Raw genomic sequence first — 17,331 nt, forward strand, 5'->3', positions numbered from 1 at the left:
GGCCGCAACGGGGGACCGGGAGCGGCCGGGCCCCGGTCAGCGCCGGGGCCCGCGCCCCCCTGTCACGTGCGCCCGTTGAACGCGTCCTTCAGCCGGGAGAACAGCCCCTGCTGGCCCGGCTGGAACTGCCCGGTCGGACGCTCCTCGCCGCGCAGCTTGGCCAGTTCCCGCAGCAGACGCTCCTGCTCCACGTCCAGCTTCGTCGGGGTCTGCACCTCGACGTGGACGATCAGGTCGCCGCGTCCACCGCCGCGCAGGTGGGTGACACCGCGGGCGTGCAGCGGGATCGACTGGCCGGACTGGGTGCCCGGCCGGATGTCGACCTCCTCCAGGCCGTCCAGCGTCTCCAGGGGGACCTTGGTGCCCAGGGAGGCCGCGGTCATCGGGAGGGTGACCGTGCAGTGCAGGTCGTCGCCCCGGCGCTGGAACTGCGAGTGCGGCAGCTCGTGGATCTCGACGTAGAGGTCACCGGCGGGACCGCCGCCGGGGCCGACCTCGCCCTCGCCCGCGAGCTGGATGCGGGTGCCGTTGTCGACACCGGCGGGAATCTTCACGGTCAGGGTGCGACGGGAGCGGATCCGCCCGTCACCCGCGCACTCCGGGCACGGGGTCGGCACGACGGTCCCGAAGCCCTGGCACTGCGGGCACGGCCGGGACGTCATGACCTGGCCGAGGAAGGACCGGGTGACCTGGGACACCTCACCGCGGCCGCGGCACATGTCGCACGTCTGCGCCGAGGTCCCCGGCGCCGCGCCCTCGCCGCTGCACGTGGTGCAGACGACGGCCGTGTCGACCTGGATGTCCTTCGTGGTGCCGAAGGCCGCCTCGTCGAGGTCGATCTCCAGCCGGATCATCGCGTCCTGGCCGCGCCGGGTGCGCGAACGCGGACCCCGCTGCGACGCCGTGCCGAAGAACGCGTCCATGATGTCGGAGAAGTTGCCGAAGCCGCCCGCTCCGAAGCCGCCCGCGCCACCGGCCCCGCCGGCCTGCGAGAGCGGGTCGCCGCCGAGGTCGTAGACCTGCTTCTTCTGCGGGTCCGACAGCACCTCGTAGGCGGCGTTGATCTCCTTGAACCGCTCCTGGGTCTTCGGATCGGGGTTGACGTCCGGATGCAGCTCGCGTGCGAGCCGCCGGAAGGCCTTCTTGATCTCATCCTGCGACGCGTCGCGGCGCACGCCGAGAACGGCGTAATAGTCCGTGGCCACTTACGACTCCGCCAGGATCTGTCCGACGTACCGTGCCACTGCGCGTACCGCTCCCATCGTTCCCGGGTAATCCATGCGGGTCGGTCCGACCACGCCGAGCTTGGCGACTGCCTCGCCGCCCGAACCGTAGCCGACCGACACCACGGACGTGGAGTTGAGTCCCTCGTAGGCGTTCTCGTGCCCGATGCGCACGGTCATGCCCGAATCCCCCGCCTCTCCCAGGAGCTTGAGGAGCACGACCTGCTCCTCCAATGCTTCCAGGACGGGCCGGATCGTGAGGGGAAAGTCATGTCCGAAGCGGGTGAGATTGGCGGTCCCGCCGATCATCAGCCGCTCCTCGTTCTCCTCGACGAGCGTCTCCAGGAGGGTGGAGAGCACCGTCGAGACCGTGCCGCGGTCCTCCAGGTCGAAGGCGTCCGGCAGGTCCTCCACCAGACGCGGCACGTCGGCGAAGCGGCGGCCCGCGATCCGGCTGTTGAGCCGCGCCCGCAGATCCGCGAGCGAGGGCTCGCCGAACGGCGCCGGGCAGTCGACCATCCGCTGCTCGACCCGGCCGGTGTCCGTGATCAGGACGAGCATCACGCGCGCGGGGGCGAGCGACAGCAGCTCGACATGGCGCACCGTCGAACGGGTCAGCGAGGGGTACTGCACGACGGCGACCTGCCGGGTCAGCTGCGCGAGCAGCCGCACGGTCCGCGCCACGACGTCGTCCAGGTCGACGGCGCCGTCGAGGAAGTTCTGGATGGCGCGCCGCTCGGGCGCGGTCATCGGCTTGACGCCGGCCAGCTTGTCGACGAACAGCCGGTAGCCCTTGTCCGTGGGGATCCGCCCGGCACTGGTGTGCGGCTGGGCGATGTACCCCTCGTCCTCCAGGGCCGCCATGTCGTTGCGGACCGTCGCCGGGGACACGCCGAGGTTGTGCCGCTCGGTGAGCGCCTTGGACCCGACGGGCTCCTCGGTGCCGACGTAGTCCTGGACGATGGCGCGCAGCACCTGAAGCCTGCGTTCACTCAGCATCGCGCACACCTCCAGCGGTCGTCCCCTTGGCGCCTTGCCTGGCACTCGTCACATCCGAGTGCCAGCGTTCCCCGGCCCAGTGTACGGCCGTGGGGTACGCAGGGGGCAAGGCCGGTCCCCCGGCGCCGTGCCGGAGCGGCCGGTCACCGCTAGCGTCGCGGTATGAGGGTGACTTGGGAAGAGCTGGGATGGGAGCGGCTGGCGGCCGGGGTCGGGCGGTGCCGTCTTCCCGGCTGGGACTGCACGGCGGGGCTGGTCGTCGGCGCGGGTACGGCCCTGCTGATCGATGCCGGGTCCAGCCTCCGGGAGGGCGCGCGGCTGCGGGCGCGGGCGGAGGAACTCGCCGGTCACCGTGTGACCCATCTCGCGTTCACCCACCCCCACTTCGACCACGTCCTCGGCGCTGGGGCGTTCGCGGGGGCCGAGGTGTTCGGCGCCGTGGGCATCGACACGGTGTTCGAGGGGCGCCGTGCCCGTGAGGAGCTGCGCGCCGACGCCGTGCGCAACGGCCTGACGGCCCCCCTGGCGGACGAGGCGGTCGACGCCCTGGTGGTGCCCCCGCACCGGGTCTCCGGCGAGTGGACCCTCGACCTGGGCGACGGCCGGCAGGTCCTGCTGGCGAACGTGGGCCCGGGCCACACCGCCCACGACCTCGCGATCCTCGTACCGGGCGCACCGGAGGTGGTGTTCTGCGGCGACCTGGTCGAGGAGTCCGGCGAGCCCCAGGCGGGCCCGGACGCCGTCCCGTCGCACTGGCCCGCCGCCCTCGACCGGCTGCTGGACCTGGGCGGCGAGGACGCGCTGTACGTGCCCGGTCACGGAGCGGTGGTGGACGCGCGGTTCGTGCGGGCCCAGCGGGACGCGCTGGCGGAGCGCTTCGGCGTGTCGTGAAAACTCACCGGCCGCTTCTCCTATCGTCATGCGAATGCGCCAGTATTCTCCGGACCTGAACCCGCCGTGGAAGAAGCCCCGGCCCGTACCGGAGGTTCCGGCGGAGCCCGGCCTGGTGGTCGAGGAGGCGGGATCGGGTTTCTGCGGCGCGGTGATCCGCTGCGAGGCGGGCACGGTCACCCTGGAGGACCGCTTCGGCAAGCACCGGGTGTTCCCGATGGAGCCGCGCGGCTTCCTCCTGGAGGGCCGCACGGTGACCCTGGTCCGGCCGCCGTCGACGGTCGCGGCGCGTCCCTCCCGTACGGCCTCCGGTTCGGTCGCGGTGCCCGGCGCACGCGCGCGGGTGGCCCGGGCCGGGCGGATCTACGTCGAGGGCCGGCACGACGCCGAGCTGGTGGAGAAGGTGTGGGGCGACGACCTGCGGGTCGAGGGCGTGGTCGTGGAGTACCTGGAGGGCGTCGACGACCTCCCGTCCATCGTGGAGGACTTCGCCCCCGGCCCGGACGCCCGCCTCGGCGTCCTGGTGGACCACCTGGTGCCCGGCAGCAAGGAGTCCCGCATCGCCGCGTCGGTGACCAGCGAGTACGCGCTGGTCGTCGGCCATCCGTACATCGACATCTGGGAGGCGGTGAAGCCGTCCGCCCTGGGCATCGAGGCGTGGCCCCGCGTTCCGCGCGGCCAGGACTGGAAGACGGGCGTGTGCCGGGCACTGGGCTGGCCGGAGAACACGGGGGCGGTGTGGCAGGCGATCCTGAAGCGGGTGGGTTCGTACCGGGACCTGGAGCCGGAGCTGCTGGGCAGGGTCGAGGAACTGATCGACTTCGTCACGGCACCGGAGTGAGGGCCGCCTGAACGGCCTCGTCCTCGAACGCCGGACGGGCCGAATCCAGCCCCTCCGGCGTTCGAGGAGCGGGGTCCGGGGCGGAGCCCCGAAAGGACGGGACGGGTAAGGGCGGCGGGGGCGAGAGGCAACCCTCAGTCGACCAGGTCCCGGACGACCGCGTCCGCGAGCAGGCGGCCCCGCAGGGTGAGCGCGGCACGCCCCTCTTCGTAGGGCGCCGCCTGAAGCAGCCCCTGCGTCAGCGCCCGCCGCGAAGCGGCAAGCCCTTCCGCCCGCAGCAGCCCCAACGGCACCCCCTCCCGCAACCGCAGCTCCAGCAGGATCCGCTCCACCCGCCGGTCCTCCTCCGACAGCAGTTCCCGCCCGGCCCCCGGCGACCGACCCGCCGCCAGCGCAGCCGCGTACGCCCCGGGATGCTTCACGTTCCACCAGCGCACCCCGCCCACATGGCTGTGGGCGCCCGGCCCGGCGCCCCACCAGTCGGCGCCCCGCCAGTACAGCTCGTTGTGCAGGCAGCGGCCGGCGTCGGACGTGGCCCAGTTGGACACCTCGTACCAGTCGAACCCGGCCCCCGAGAGCATCTCCTCGGCGATCAGGTACCGGTCCGCGTGCACGTCGTCGTCGGTCATCGGGACCTCGCCCCGGCGGATCCGCCGCGCGAGCTGTGTCCCCTCCTCGACGATCAGCGCGTACGCGGAGACGTGGTCGGGACCGGCGCCGAGGGCCGCCTCCAGCGAGGCCCGCCAGTCGTCGTCGGACTCACCGGGCGTGCCGTAGATCAGGTCAAGGTTCACATGCTCGAAGCCGGCCGCGCGGGCCTCCGCGACGCACGCCTGGGGGCGCCCCGGGGTGTGCGTGCGGTCCAGGACCTTGAGCACATGCTGCTTGGCGCTCTGCATGCCGAAGGAGACCCGGTTGAAGCCGCCCTGCCGCAGCACCGCGAGATACGCCGGATCCACCGACTCCGGGTTCGCCTCCGTGGTGACCTCCGCGTCGGCCGCGAGCCCGAACTCGTCACGGATCGCGCCCAGCATCCGGACGAGGTCCCCCGCGCCCAGCAGCGTGGGCGTGCCGCCGCCCACGAAGACCGTGCGGACCTCGCGCGGATCGTCGCCGAGGACCTTGCGGGCGAGGCGGATCTCGTCGACCAGGGTGTCCGCGTAGTTGTCGCGGGAGGCGAGGACACCGCCGGTGCCCCGCAGCTCGGTCGCCGTGTAGGTGTTGAAGTCGCAGTAGCCGCAGCGGGTCGCGCAGTACGGGACGTGCAGATAGAACCCGAGGGGACGGTCGGCCGCCCCGGCGAGCGCGGACGCGGGCAGGGCGCCGTCGTCGGGTACGGGCTCACCGTCGGGGAGTGCGGAAGGCATGTCCCCCATTGTCCCGCACCCGCGGGGAGCCCTACTGCGCCGGCCCCGCGCCCGCGGGGAGCCCTACTCCGCCTGGAGGACCAGCAGCGCGAGGTCGTCCTCCGGCGGCCGTGCCCCGAACTCGTGCACCAGCCGCTTGATGCGCTCGGCGATCAGGTCCGCGTCGAGCCCCGTGCAGCCGGCCAGCGCCTCCGCGAGGCCGTCCTCGTCGTCGAACTGCCGTGAGCCGCTGCGCCGCTCGGTCACCCCGTCCGTCACGCACAGCAGGCTGTCGCCGGACCGCAGCTCGAAGGTCTCGCTGGTGTACGTGGCGTCCTCGATGACCCCGAGGAGGGTCTGCGGGTGCGCCGCCGTACGGACCTCACCGCCCGCGCCGAGGATCAGCGGCAGCGGATGCCCGGCGGAGGCGAGGGTGCAGCGCACGCCGCCGTCGAAGGGGGCCAGTTCGCCGTAGAGGAGGGACAGGAAGCGGGTCTGCGGGCCGTCGCCGGGGCCCGCCGGCCGGCCGCCCGCGGAGACCAGCGCGCGGGCCGCCGCGTCCGCCGCCTCCGTCGCGTCGTCGAGGAGCAGCTGGTTGAGCCGGTCCAGGACGTCGGCGACGCGGTAGCCCTCGCGGGCCAGCAGCCGCAGCCAGGGCCGGGCCAGGCCGATCACCACGGCGGCCTCGGGCCCCTTGCCCTGGACGTCGCCGACGGCGAAGCACCAGCGTCCGTCACCGGCCGGGAAGAGGTCGTAGAAGTCGCCGCTGGGCCCGCCCTTGTCGCACGGCTCGTACACCAGGGCGCTGCGCACCCCGGGTATCTCGGCGACCGCGCCGGGCAGCAGTCCGCGTTGCAGTACGGCGCTGATGGTGGCCTGCCGGGCGTACTGGCGGGCCGCGCCGATGGCGAGGGCCACCCGGCGGCTGAGGTCCTCGACGAGCCCGGTGATCTCGTCGGGGAAGCGCAGCAGCCCGGCCCGGCCGATGACCAGGGTGCCGAGCGGGCGTCCGCCGGCCACCAGGCGGTAGGCGAGCGCGGAGCCGTCCGGGCCCAGCGCCTCGCCGGGCCACGGAAAGGGCGCGGGTCCGCAGCGGGCCGGCTCCGGCGGGTGCGGCGGCTCCTTCTCCAGGGCCCGGCGCAGGTCCTCGGTCCGGTTCTCGCTGGCGTGCCACACCCGGGCCGGCTGCGGGCCGGCGCCCGAGGTGCCGTCGCCCGCCCAGCCGACGCGGCCGGTCCGGCCGGTGACCTCGTCCTCCAGCCACACCGCGCACCAGTCGGCCAGCCGCGGCACGATCAGCTGTCCGGCGAGGGCGGCCACCAGGTTCTCGTCGAGCTGACCGGCGAGCAGGTCGGAGGCCTCGGCGAGGAAGGAGAGGGCGCCACGGCCGAGCCAGTCCCGTTCCTGCTCGGTGCGCTGCGGCTCGGGGGCGAGTATCGCGGCGACGCGCAGGCCGCGCTCCAGTCCGCTCTGCCCGGTGTACGCCGCGCGTCCGTCGGCGGCCGGGGTGGCGTGCGCGGGCAGCCGCGCCCACACCGTCTTGGCACCCGTGCGGTAGGTGATGCCCCAGGACTCGGCGAGCACGGCGACCAGCCGCAGCCCGCGCCCGTACTCCGGGATCTCGGTGACCGGTTCGGCGGCGCCGTCGCGCGGGGCGCGCGAAGGGTGCCGGTCCAGCACCTCGACGACGAGGGCGCCCGTCTCCGCCTCCAGCCGGCAGCCCACCTCGACGTCGGTGCCCGCGTGCACGACGGCGTTGGTGACCAGTTCGCTGACGACCAGCACGGCGTCCCCGGCCAGCCGGTCGCCGAGGTGCTCGGTCCCGGGCAGCCCGCGCTCGGCCCACTCGGCGAGCGCGGCGCGTAACAGCGCGCGGGCGGCGCTCGGCGCGAGCGGACCACCGGAGAGAGTGGCGTGCGTCTCGGCACGCGGGGGCGCCTCGGTGGCCGGAGCCGGTTCCGCCGTCGGAGACAGGAGCGGCGGGGGCGTCCCGGGGGCCGAAGCAGGTGCGGAAGTGGCTTCCGAAGCCGGTTCCGGAGCCGCTTCCGGGGGCGCGGGCCGGGGCTCACCGTACGTCGGAGCCGCCTCCGCTTCCGCGGACGCGGGCCTTCCGGGGGCGCGGTACGCCCCGGCGGGCGGCAGCTGTTCCGTGGCCGGAAACGCCCCCGCGGGGGACGGCTCACCCGCGGCCGTGTACGCCCCCGCGTGCGACGGCTCGTCCGTGGCCGGGCACGCCCCGGCGGGCGCGGGCGCGTTGGTCTGCACAGGCCCCTCGGTGGGCGGGTGTTCCTCGGCCCACGGAGGCGTGTCCCCGGGCGCAGGCGCGTCGGAGGTGCGGGACACGGTCTCCCGTTGCGTCGGAATGACCCCCATCTACAGCTCCCCGAGCGGTTGGGACGAATACGCCTCAGTCGATGCCGACAGAGTGACAGACTGGCCCCGCCCATAAGCGCCGAGTTACCGAAGTGGGCTGCCATGAGTGAGAACAGTGCTACGCCCGTGCTCGAAGGCGGACACGAAGATGGCCGGATTCGAGCATCCGATCTCCGTCCCCTGCTCGCCGCGATGACCGCGGCCCGGGACGGTGACTTCTCCAAGGTGCCGGAGTCGGGGCACGGCCTGGTGGCGGAACTGACCGCCGTCTTCAACCAGATCATGGACCGCAGCACGCACTTCAACACGGAAGCGCGGCGCGTGAAGCGGGAGCTGGTCCGGCACGGCCGGCTCGACGAACGCTTCTCTGCCAGCCCCGGCCAGGGCGCCTGGACCTCCCGGGTCGACGACGTCAACCAGGTGCTCGACGCCCTGGTGGCCCCGGTGGCGAACGCGACCCGCGTCCTGGACGCGGTGGCCGGTGGCGACCTGACCCAGCGGGTCGACCTGCACGACGGCAGCAGGCAGCTGCGCGGGGACCTGCGGCGGCTGGGCCGGGCCGTGAACAAGATGGTCGACCAGCTCTCCCTGTTCACCGGCGAGGTCACCCGGGTCGCCCGCGAGGTCGGCACCGAGGGCCGGCTCGGCGGGCGGGCGAAGGTGCAGCGCCTGTCCGGAAGTTGGCGCGATGTCACCGAGGCGGTCAACACGATGGCGTCCCGGCTGACCGCCCAGGTCCGCGACATCGCCCTGGTGACCACGGCGGTGGCGCGCGGCGACCTGACCCGCACCGTCACGGTCGAGGCGACCGGTGAACTGCTCGAACTGAAGCTGACCGTGAACACGATGGTGGACCAGTTGTCCGCGTTCGCCGACGAGGTCACCCGGGTCGCCCGCGAGGTCGGCACGGAGGGCCGGCTGGGCGGCCGGGCGCAGGTGCGGGGTGTCAGCGGGGTCTGGAAGGACCTGACCGACAACGTCAACTTCATGGCGTCGAACCTGACCTCCCAGGTCCGCAACATCGCCCAGGTCACCACCGCCGTCGCCAACGGCGACCTGTCCCAGAAGATCACCGTGGACGCCCAGGGCGAGATCCTGGAGCTGAAGTCCACGATCAACACGATGGTCGACCAGCTCTCCGCCTTCGCCGACGAGGTCACCCGCGTCGCCCGCGAGGTCGGCACCGAAGGAAACCTCGGCGGCCGGGCCCAGGTGAGAGGCGTCTCCGGGGTCTGGAAGGACCTCACCGACAACGTCAACTTCATGGCGGACAACCTGACCTCCCAGGTCCGCAACATCGCGCTCGTCTCCACCGCCGTGGCCCAGGGCGACCTCGGCAAGAAGATCACGGTGGAGGCGAAGGGCGAAATCCTGGAGCTGAAGTCCACGATCAACACGATGGTCGACCAGCTCTCCGCCTTCGCCGACGAGGTCACCCGCGTCGCCCGCGAGGTCGGCACCGAAGGAAACCTCGGCGGTCAGGCCCAGGTCAGAGGCGTCTCCGGAGTCTGGAAGGACCTCACCGACAACGTCAACTTCATGGCGCTGAACCTGACCTCACAGGTGCGCAACATCGCCCAGGTCACCACCGCCGTCGCCAACGGCGACCTGTCCAAGAAGATCACGGTCGACGCGCGCGGCGAGATCCTGGAGCTGAAGGACACCGTCAACACGATGGTGGAGCAGCTGCGCGCCTTCGCCGACGAGGTGACCCGCGTGGCCCGCGAGGTCGGCACCGACGGCCGGCTCGGCGGCCGGGCCCAGGTGCTGGGTGTCTCCGGCGTCTGGCGTGACCTGACCGACAACGTCAACTACATGGCGGACAACCTCACTTCGCAGGTCCGCAACATCGCCCAGGTGGCGACGGCCGTGGCCCAGGGCGACCTGTCGAAGAAGATCGACGTGGACGCGCGCGGCGAGATCCTGGAGCTGAAGACCACCATCAACACGATGGTCGACACCCTGTCCTCCTTCTCCTCCGAGGTCACCCGCGTGGCCCGCGAGGTGGGCTCCGAGGGCCGGCTCGGCGGCCAGGCACGGGTGGAGGGCGTCTACGGCACCTGGAAGCGCCTCACGACGAACGTGAACGAGCTCGCGCTCAACCTGACCACCCAGGTCCGCGCGATCGCCGAGGTCGCCTCCGCCGTGGCCCAGGGCGACATGTCCCGCTCGATCACCGTGGAGACGCAGGGCGAGGTCACCGAGCTGAAGGACAACATCAACCTGATGGTGGCCAACCTCCGCGAGACGACCCGCGCGAAGGACTGGCTGGAGTCCAACCTGGCCCGCCTGGCCGCGCTGATGCAGGGCCACCGGGACCTGATGGAGGTCGCCGACCTGATCCTGCGCGAGCTGACCCCGCTGGTGAACGCCCAGTACGGCGCGTTCTTCCTGGCCGACCCGGACGAGGACGGCACCTCTGTGCACACGGCCGTTCCGGTGAAGGGGCTCGCGTTCATCGCCGGGTACGGCTCGGCGCAGAGCGCGACCGTCGACACCGGCAGCATGCCGGTGCACGGTCTCGTCCGCCAGGCCGCGCGCGAGAAGAAGCGGATCCTGGTGGAGGAGGCCCCGCCGGACTACATCAAGATCAACAGCGGTCTCGGCGAGGCGGCCCCGGCGAGCGTCGTCATCATCCCGATCCTCTTCGAGGACAAGCTCCTCGGCGTGATCGAGCTGGCGTCCTTCTCCCGCTTCTCCGACGTGCACCTGGCCTTCTTCGACCAGTTCGTGAACACCATCGGTGTCGCCATCAACACCATCATCGCCAACTCCCGCACCGAGTCCCTGCTCGGCGAGTCGCAGCGCCTGGCCATGCAGCTCCAGGAACGCTCGGACGAACTCCAGAAGCAGCAGGCCGAGTTGCAGCGCTCGAACGCCGAACTGGAGGAGAAGGCGGCCCTGCTGGCCACCTCCTCCCAGTACAAGTCGGAGTTCCTGGCGAACATGTCGCACGAGCTGCGCACCCCGCTGAACTCGCTGCTGATCCTGGCGAGGCTGCTCTCGGACAACCCCGACGGCCGTCTCTCCGACCAGGAGGTCCAGTTCGCGTCGACGATCCACCGCTCGGGCTCGGACCTCCTCCAGCTGATCAACGACATCCTGGACCTGTCGAAGATCGAGGCGGGCCGGATGGACGTACGCCCGAAGAGGCTGCCCCTGATCAAGCTGCTCGACTACGTCCACGCCACCTTCCGGCCCCTCACCATCGACCGGGGGCTCGCCTTCGAGGTGGCGGTCGGCGAGGACGTGCCGCGCGAGATGTACTCGGACGAGCAGCGGCTCCAGCAGATCCTGCGCAACCTGCTCTCCAACGCGATCAAGTTCACCGCGTCGGGCCGGGTCGAACTGCGGGTGAACCGCGTAAAGGACCCCGAGCACCACTACGTCCGCGACAGTGACGACGTGGTCGCCTTCGCGGTCTCCGACACCGGCATCGGAATCGCCCCCGAGAAACTCCCGGTGATCTTCGAGGCGTTCCAGCAGGCCGACGGCACCACCAACCGCAAGTACGGCGGCACCGGACTGGGCCTGTCCATCAGCCGCGAGATCGCGGGCCTGCTGGGCGGCCGGATCGTCGCCGAGAGCGAGCCCGGCCGGGGGTCCACCTTCACGCTGTACGTCCCGGTCGTCAGCCCCGGCCACCCGGCGACCGGTCCGACAGCCGAGGACCGCCCGCTGCCGGCGCCGGACGACCTGTCGGCCGAGCCGTTCCCCGCCGCCCACGACCCGGACGACTCCTGGCCCGCGCCGACCAAGCTGGAGGCGTGGAAGGCGGGCCGCGCGGGTCATGTCCTGTCCGGGCGACGGGTGCTGATCGTCGACGACGACATCCGCAACGTCTTCGCCCTCACCCATGTCCTGGGCCGGGTCGGCATGCCGGTCCTGTACGCCGAGAACGGCCGCGAGGGCGTCGAGACGCTGGAACGCAACCCGGATGTCGAACTCGTCCTGATGGACATCATGATGCCGGAGATGGACGGATACGAGACCATCGCCGCCATCCGCCGCACCCCCCGCTGGACGGGCCTGCCCATCGTCGCGCTCACCGCGAAGGCGATGCCGGGAGACCGCGAGAAGTCCATCGCGCGGGGCGCCAACGACTACGTACCGAAGCCGGTGGACGTCGACCAGCTGCTGACCGTCGTCTGCGCGCTCCTGGACCCCGAGAGCGGGGAGCGGGACGGACGCGCCGGTGCCGAGGAGGCCGCGGTGCCGTTCACGGACGACTGAATGAGGCCGGCGAACAGCCCCGCGCCCCTCCCTACGCCTCGCGCGTCCCGGCGTACATGTCGTCGATGAGGTGCTTGTACTCCCGCTCCACGACCGGCCGCTTCAGCTTCAGGCTCGGTGTGATCTCCCCGTGCTCCACGTCGAGATCCCTCGGCAGCAGCCGGAACTTCTTGATCGTCTGCCACCGCTGCAAGCCCTCGTTGAGCTGCTTGACGTACTCCTCGACCATCGCGACCGTGGCGGGCGCCGCGACGATCTCCGCGTACGGCTTCCCCTCCAGCCCGTTGTCCTTGGCCCACTGCTGGATGGACAGCTCGTCGAGGGCGATGAGCGCCGTGCAGAAGTTCCGGTCGGCCCCGTGCACGAGGATGTTGGACACGTACGGGCACACCGCCTTGAACTGCCCCTCGACCTCGGCGGGCGCGATGTACTTGCCGCCGGACGTCTTGATGAGGTCCTTCTTGCGGTCGGTGATCCGCAGATAGCCGTCGGGCGACAGCTCGCCGATGTCCCCGGTGTGGAACCAGCCGTCCGCCTCCAGCACCTCGGCGGTCTTCTCGGGCAGCCCGTGGTAGCCCTCCATGATGCCCGGGCCGCGCAGCAGGATCTCGCCGTCGTCGGCGATCCGCACCTCCGTGCCGGGCAGCGGCTTGCCGACCGTGCCGGTGCGGTAGGCCTCGCCGGGGTTCACGAAGGAGGCCGCGGAGGACTCGGTCAGCCCGTAGCCCTCCAGGATGTGGATGCCGGCACCGGAGAAGAAGTAGCCGATCTCCGGCGCGAGCGCCGCGCTGCCGGAGACGCACGCGCGCAGGTTGCCGCCGAAGGCCTCGCGGATCTTGGAGTAGACGAGCGCGTCGGCGACCTTGTGCTTGGCGCTCAGCCCGAAGGGCGCGGACGCCGTGCCGGTACGCCGGAAGTTGTCCTGGCTGGCCTTGGCGTACTCGCGGGCGACCTCCGCCGCCCACTTGAAGATCTTGTACTTGGCGCCGCCGCCCGCCCGCGCCTTCGCCGCGACCCCGTTGTAGACCTTCTCGAAGATGCGCGGCACGGCCGCCATGTACGTCGGCTGGACGACCGGCAGGTTCTCGATGATCTTGTCGACGCGGCCGTCGACGGCGGTGACGTGTCCGACCGCGATCTGTCCGGAGGTCAGCACCTTGCCGAACACGTGCGCGAGAGGCAGCCAGAGGTACTGCACGTCGTCGCCACTGACCAGGCCGGTCGCGGCGATCGCCTTCGCCATGTACGCCCAGTTGTCGTGCGGCAGCCGCACACCCTTGGGGCGGCCGGTGGTGCCGGAGGTGTAGATGAGGGTGGCGAGCTGGTCCTTGGTGATCGCGCCGACCCGCTCCTTGATCAGGTCGGCTTCCTTCTCCAGACGGGCGGCGCCGCGCCTCTCCAGCTCGTCGAGGGTGAGGATCCAGTCGGCGGTCTCCACGCCGGCCGAGTCGATCACGATCACGTGGGTGAGGTCGGGCAGCTCGGCCCGCTTCTCGACCGCCTTGGCGAGCTGGGCGGCGTCCTCGGCGATCAGCACCCGGCTCTCGGAGTCGGAGAGGATGAACGCGGACTCCTCCGCGTTGGTCTGCGGGTAGACCGTGGTGGTGGCGGCGCCGGCGCACATGATGCCGAGGTCGGCCAGGATCCAGTCGATCCGGGTGGAGCTGGAGAGCGCGACGCGCTGCTCGGGCCGCACGCCCAGCTCGATCAGGCCCGCGGCGATGGCGTAGACCCGCTCGGCGGCCTGCGCCCAGCTGAGCGACTTCCATTCCTCGGGGCCCTGCCCGGAGGCGGACGGTACGGGGTAGCGGTATGCCTCGGCATCCGGTGTGGCCGCCACGCGCTCCAGGAAGAGGGTCGCCACGCTCGGCGGACGGTTCTCGATCAAGGTCTGTGTGTCGCTCACGACATCCTCCGGGGCCCGCGACAGTGCGGCTGGCTCAGTGCGGCTGGGTCATTGGGGCTGGGCGGTGCGTATCAGGCAGTGGGGCTGGCGGTGCGTATGGAGCTGTGGGGCTGTGGGGTGCCTATGGGGCAGTACGTGGGGTGACCGCGTACGGCTCATGCGGCCGGTGCCACTCGCGGGCCGTTGTTTAACTCACGAGTAACCACCGAGCAGAGATCAGGGTAGAGCGCGACCGGCCGGTGCGTAAGAGGCGGCGGCCTGTCACTTTCCACAGAGAGCGACGCTACGCACGCGTAGGGGCCCGCCGCGCAGACACGCGGCAGGCCCCTCATTTCGCGGTAAAAGGACGGCTACTTCTTGCCCTTGCCGGAACCCGCGTTCTCGTCGCTGCTCAGGACGGCGATGAAGGCCTCCTGGGGAACCTCCACGGAACCCACCATCTTCATCCGCTTCTTGCCCTCCTTCTGCTTCTCCAGCAGCTTCCGCTTGCGGGAGATGTCACCGCCGTAGCACTTGGCGAGGACGTCCTTGCGGATGGCGCGGATGGTCTCGCGGGCGATCACCCGGGAGCCGATGGCGGCCTGGATGGGGATCTCGAAGGCCTGGCGCGGGATCAGCTCGCGCAGCTTGGCGACGAGCCGTACGCCGTACGCGTACGCCGCGTCCTTGTGGGTGACGGCGGAGAAGGCGTCGACCCGGTCGCCGTGCAGCAGGATGTCGACCTTCACCAGCTGGGCGTCCTGCTCGCCGGTGGGCTCGTAGTCCAGCGAGGCGTACCCGCGGGTCTTGGACTTCAGCTGGTCGAAGAAGTCGAAGACGATCTCGGCGAGAGGGAGCGTGTAGCGGATCTCGACGCGGTCCTCGGAGAGGTAGTCCATGCCGAGGAGGGTGCCGCGGCGGGTCTGGCACAGCTCCATGATCGAACCGATGAACTCGCTCGGCGCGAGGATCGTGGCCCGGACGACCGGCTCGAAGACCTTGTCGATCTTGCCCTCGGGGAACTCGCTCGGGTTGGTGACCGTGTGCTCCTTCCCGTCCTCCATGATCACGCGGTAGACCACGTTGGGCGCGGTGGCGATGAGTTCGAGGTTGAACTCGCGCTCCAGGCGCTCACGGATGACGTCGAGGTGCAGCAGGCCGAGGAAGCCGACGCGGAAGCCGAAGCCGAGCGCCGCGGAGGTCTCCGGCTCGTAGACCAGGGCGGCGTCGTTGAGCTGGAGCTTGTCCAGCGCCTCGCGCAGGTCCGGGTAGTCCGAGCCGTCCAGCGGATAGAGGCCGGAGAACACCATCGGCTTGGGGTCCTTGTACCCGCCGAGGGCCTCGGTGGCGCCCTTGTCCTTGCTGGTGATGGTGTCACCGACCTTGGACTGACGGACGTCCTTCACGCCGGTGATGATGTAGCCCACCTCGCCGACGCCGATGCCGTCGGCCGGCGTCATCTCGGGCGAGGAGACACCGATCTCCAGAAGCTCGTGGGTGGCGCCGGTCGACATCATCTTGATGCGCTCGCGCTTGTTGAGCTGCCCGTCGATGACACGGACGTAGGTGACCACGCCCCGGTAGGAGTCGTAGACCGAGTCGAAGATCATCGCGCGGGCGGGGGCGTCCGCGACACCGACCGGGGCCGGGACGTCCCGGACGACCCGGTCCAGCAGCGCGTCCACGCCGATGCCGGTCTTCGCCGAGACCTTGAGCACGTCGTCGGGGTCGCAGCCGATGAGGTTGGCGAGCTCCTCGGAGAACTTCTCCGGCTGGGCGGCCGGCAGGTCGATCTTGTTCAGTACCGGGATGATCTTGAGGTCGTTCTCCATCGCCAGGTAGAGGTTGGCGAGGGTCTGGGCCTCGATGCCCTGGGCGGCGTCGACGAGGAGCACGGTGCCCTCGCAGGCCGCGAGCGACCGCGAGACCTCGTAGGTGAAGTCGACGTGCCCCGGGGTGTCGATCATGTTGAGGATGTGCGTGTTGCTCTTGTCGTGGGTGGGAGCCCACGGCAGACGCACGGCCTGCGACTTGATCGTGATTCCGCGCTCACGCTCGATGTCCATGCGGTCGAGGTACTGAGCACGCATCTGCCGCTGCTCCACCACACCGGTCAGCTGGAGCATCCGGTCGGCGAGCGTGGACTTGCCGTGGTCGATGTGCGCGATGATGCAGAAGTTGCGGATCAGAGCCGGGGTGGTACGGCTCGGCTCGGGCACATGGCTAGGGATCGCGGGCACGCAGGGTCCTGATTCTTGAGGCGTCCGCAGTGTCTGCGGTCTCGGGTCGGATCGATACGTAGCCTCCATGGTCCCACGGGCGGGCCTGTGCGACCGGTTTGGGCCACTCGCGGGCCCGCTGGTACTGTGAGGGGCTGTGTCTCGTGCCCTCTCAGCACGAGGCACGTCATCAAGAAATCACCGGCGCGTGAGACGGACCGCAAACGGTCCTCGTTCTCGCGTTCCTGAACCTGTAGAGGCTCATTCGTGGCGAACATCAAGTCCCAGATCAAGCGGATCAAGACCAACGAGAAGGCCCGGCTGCGCAACAAGGCCGTCAAGTCCTCCCTGAAGACCGCGATCCGCAAGGCCCGCGAGGCCGCTGCCGCGGGTGACGTCGAGAAGGCCACCGAGTACCAGCGCGCTGCCGCGCGTCAGCTCGACAAGGCCGTCTCCAAGGGCGTCATCCACAAGAACCAGGCCGCCAACAAGAAGTCGGCGCTTGCTTCGAAGGTCGCGACCCTCAAGGGCTGAACCCTTCTCTTGATCTGACCGGATCCTCCGGGATCCGACTCGCCGGAAAGAACAGAGCGGGCCCTCTCTCCTCCGCTCCCGACCGGCATCCCGAGCCTGTACGCGGCCTGCGTTCGCCACGCGGGTACGGGCTCACCAGCGTGAACCGAGGCCCCGGTGCCCCGTCCCTTCCCAGGGCGGGGACCGGGGCCTTCGGTCTGCACGGGGCGGACCGGGAGAGGGCGGGGCGGTTCCGGTAGGGGCGTGCCGGCCCCGGTGGGGCGGCCCCGGGCGGGGTCACGACCATCCGGACCGGGCGGGGTCACGACCATCCCGGCCCGGGCGGGGTCACGACCAGAAGTCGTTGGCCATGTCGATGTCCTCGATGCACTCGTCGAGGTCGGTGATCTTGTCTCCGACGATCCGGAAGACGATGCAGGCGTTCTCCTCGATGCGCTTGCCGCCCCGCTCGGCCGAGAACCGGTGCACGGCGACCGCGTGCCCCCGGTCGTCGACGAGGACGCTGCGCAGCTCGACCCGCAGGGTCCCCGCCGTCTCCTCGAAGAGCCGGCCGTACATGTCGATGACCGCGTCCTGCCCCTTGAAGTCGCCCGACAGCGGGTGGCTTCCGGGCGTGTGGTGCGTGGCGTCCGCCGCCATCAGCCCACGCATGGTGTCCATGTCGCCCTGCGTGAAGGCCTCGTATCCCCTGCGGACGAGTGCTGCGTGCGGGTGCTCAGCCATGCCGACCGCCACCTCTCGTTGTTTCGGCGATGTCCGGCTGCTACGTCCGATTCTCCTCCGTTTC

Annotated in this window: 11 protein-coding genes; 4 read left to right on the forward strand and 7 right to left on the reverse strand. The window is 71.0% G+C overall.

The annotated features are described in order from the left end of the window. Nucleotides 1-62 precede the first annotated feature (62 nt). Nucleotides 63-1,205 (reverse strand): molecular chaperone DnaJ, encoded by a 1,143-nt coding sequence (dnaJ, locus tag QQS16_RS15675; protein WP_286062309.1) that lies wholly within the window; start codon nucleotides 1,203-1,205, stop codon nucleotides 63-65. Further along, on the reverse strand, nucleotides 1,206-2,222 hold the full coding sequence (hrcA, locus tag QQS16_RS15680) for a heat-inducible transcriptional repressor HrcA (protein ID WP_286062310.1): 1,017 nt from the start codon (nucleotides 2,220-2,222) through the stop codon (nucleotides 1,206-1,208). It lies immediately after the preceding gene. 162 nt (nucleotides 2,223-2,384) lie between these two features. Between hrcA and QQS16_RS15685 the strand changes: the two genes are divergently transcribed. Beyond that, nucleotides 2,385-3,113: an MBL fold metallo-hydrolase gene (locus QQS16_RS15685; protein WP_286062311.1), complete on the forward strand. Its 729-nt coding sequence runs from the start codon at nucleotides 2,385-2,387 to the stop codon at nucleotides 3,111-3,113. A 34-nt stretch (nucleotides 3,114-3,147) separates the two neighbouring features. Further along, entirely contained in the window at nucleotides 3,148-3,954 is an 807-nt protein-coding gene (locus QQS16_RS15690) for a DUF3097 domain-containing protein (RefSeq protein ID WP_286062312.1), read from the forward strand. 134 nt (nucleotides 3,955-4,088) lie between these two features. On the opposite strand, the gene hemW is transcribed toward QQS16_RS15690, so the two are convergent. Together hemW and QQS16_RS15700 are read right to left on the reverse strand one after the other, a co-directional pair. Continuing rightward, entirely contained in the window at nucleotides 4,089-5,321 is a 1,233-nt protein-coding gene (hemW, locus tag QQS16_RS15695) for a radical SAM family heme chaperone HemW (protein ID WP_286062313.1), read from the reverse strand. Nucleotides 5,322-5,384: 63 nt separating this feature from the next. Continuing rightward, nucleotides 5,385-7,673 carry a SpoIIE family protein phosphatase gene (locus QQS16_RS15700; RefSeq protein WP_286062314.1) on the reverse strand — a complete coding sequence of 763 codons (2,289 nt, stop codon included), beginning with the start codon at nucleotides 7,671-7,673 and terminating at the stop codon, nucleotides 5,385-5,387. A gap of 102 nt (nucleotides 7,674-7,775) precedes the next feature. Here QQS16_RS15700 and QQS16_RS15705 point away from each other — a divergent pair, with 102 nt between their 5' ends. Further along, nucleotides 7,776-11,906 (forward strand): HAMP domain-containing protein, encoded by a 4,131-nt coding sequence (locus tag QQS16_RS15705; RefSeq protein WP_286062316.1) that lies wholly within the window; start codon nucleotides 7,776-7,778, stop codon nucleotides 11,904-11,906. A gap of 31 nt (nucleotides 11,907-11,937) precedes the next feature. On the opposite strand, the gene QQS16_RS15710 is transcribed toward QQS16_RS15705, so the two are convergent. Then, on the reverse strand, nucleotides 11,938-13,812 hold the full coding sequence (locus QQS16_RS15710) for an AMP-dependent synthetase/ligase (protein ID WP_286062317.1): 1,875 nt from the start codon (nucleotides 13,810-13,812) through the stop codon (nucleotides 11,938-11,940). Between the two features lie 350 nt (nucleotides 13,813-14,162). Beyond that, entirely contained in the window at nucleotides 14,163-16,031 is a 1,869-nt protein-coding gene (gene lepA / locus QQS16_RS15715) for a translation elongation factor 4 (protein WP_286062318.1), read from the reverse strand. A gap of 246 nt (nucleotides 16,032-16,277) precedes the next feature. Here lepA and rpsT point away from each other — a divergent pair, with 246 nt between their 5' ends. Continuing rightward, on the forward strand, nucleotides 16,278-16,544 hold the full coding sequence (gene rpsT / locus QQS16_RS15720; RefSeq protein WP_053750780.1) for a 30S ribosomal protein S20: 267 nt from the start codon (nucleotides 16,278-16,280) through the stop codon (nucleotides 16,542-16,544). 327 nt (nucleotides 16,545-16,871) lie between these two features. Here the strand turns inward: rpsT and QQS16_RS15725 are convergent, their stop codons facing one another. Continuing rightward, a complete protein-coding gene (locus tag QQS16_RS15725) occupies nucleotides 16,872-17,267 on the reverse strand; it encodes a nuclear transport factor 2 family protein (RefSeq protein ID WP_286062320.1) in 396 nt (131 codons plus the stop codon). Nucleotides 17,268-17,331: the final 64 nt, after the last annotated feature.

Source organism: Streptomyces sp. ALI-76-A (assembly GCF_030287445.1).
GTDB lineage: Bacteria > Actinomycetota > Actinomycetes > Streptomycetales > Streptomycetaceae > Streptomyces.

Bases quoted from the DNA above. Each gene is read 5' to 3' on its own strand.
- QQS16_RS15685 (WP_286062311.1), top strand. From the start codon at position 2,385: ATGAGGGTGACTTGGGAAGAGCTGGGATGGGAGCGGCTGGCGGCCGGG.
- hrcA (WP_286062310.1), bottom strand. From the start codon at position 2,222: ATGCTGAGTGAACGCAGGCTTCAGGTGCTGCGCGCCATCGTCCAGGAC.
- QQS16_RS15690 (WP_286062312.1), top strand. From the start codon at position 3,148: ATGCGCCAGTATTCTCCGGACCTGAACCCGCCGTGGAAGAAGCCCCGG.
- QQS16_RS15725 (WP_286062320.1), bottom strand. From the start codon at position 17,267: ATGGCTGAGCACCCGCACGCAGCACTCGTCCGCAGGGGATACGAGGCC.
- hemW (WP_286062313.1), bottom strand. From the start codon at position 5,321: ATGCCTTCCGCACTCCCCGACGGTGAGCCCGTACCCGACGACGGCGCC.
- QQS16_RS15705 (WP_286062316.1), top strand. From the start codon at position 7,776: ATGAGTGAGAACAGTGCTACGCCCGTGCTCGAAGGCGGACACGAAGAT.
- QQS16_RS15700 (WP_286062314.1), bottom strand. From the start codon at position 7,673: ATGGGGGTCATTCCGACGCAACGGGAGACCGTGTCCCGCACCTCCGAC.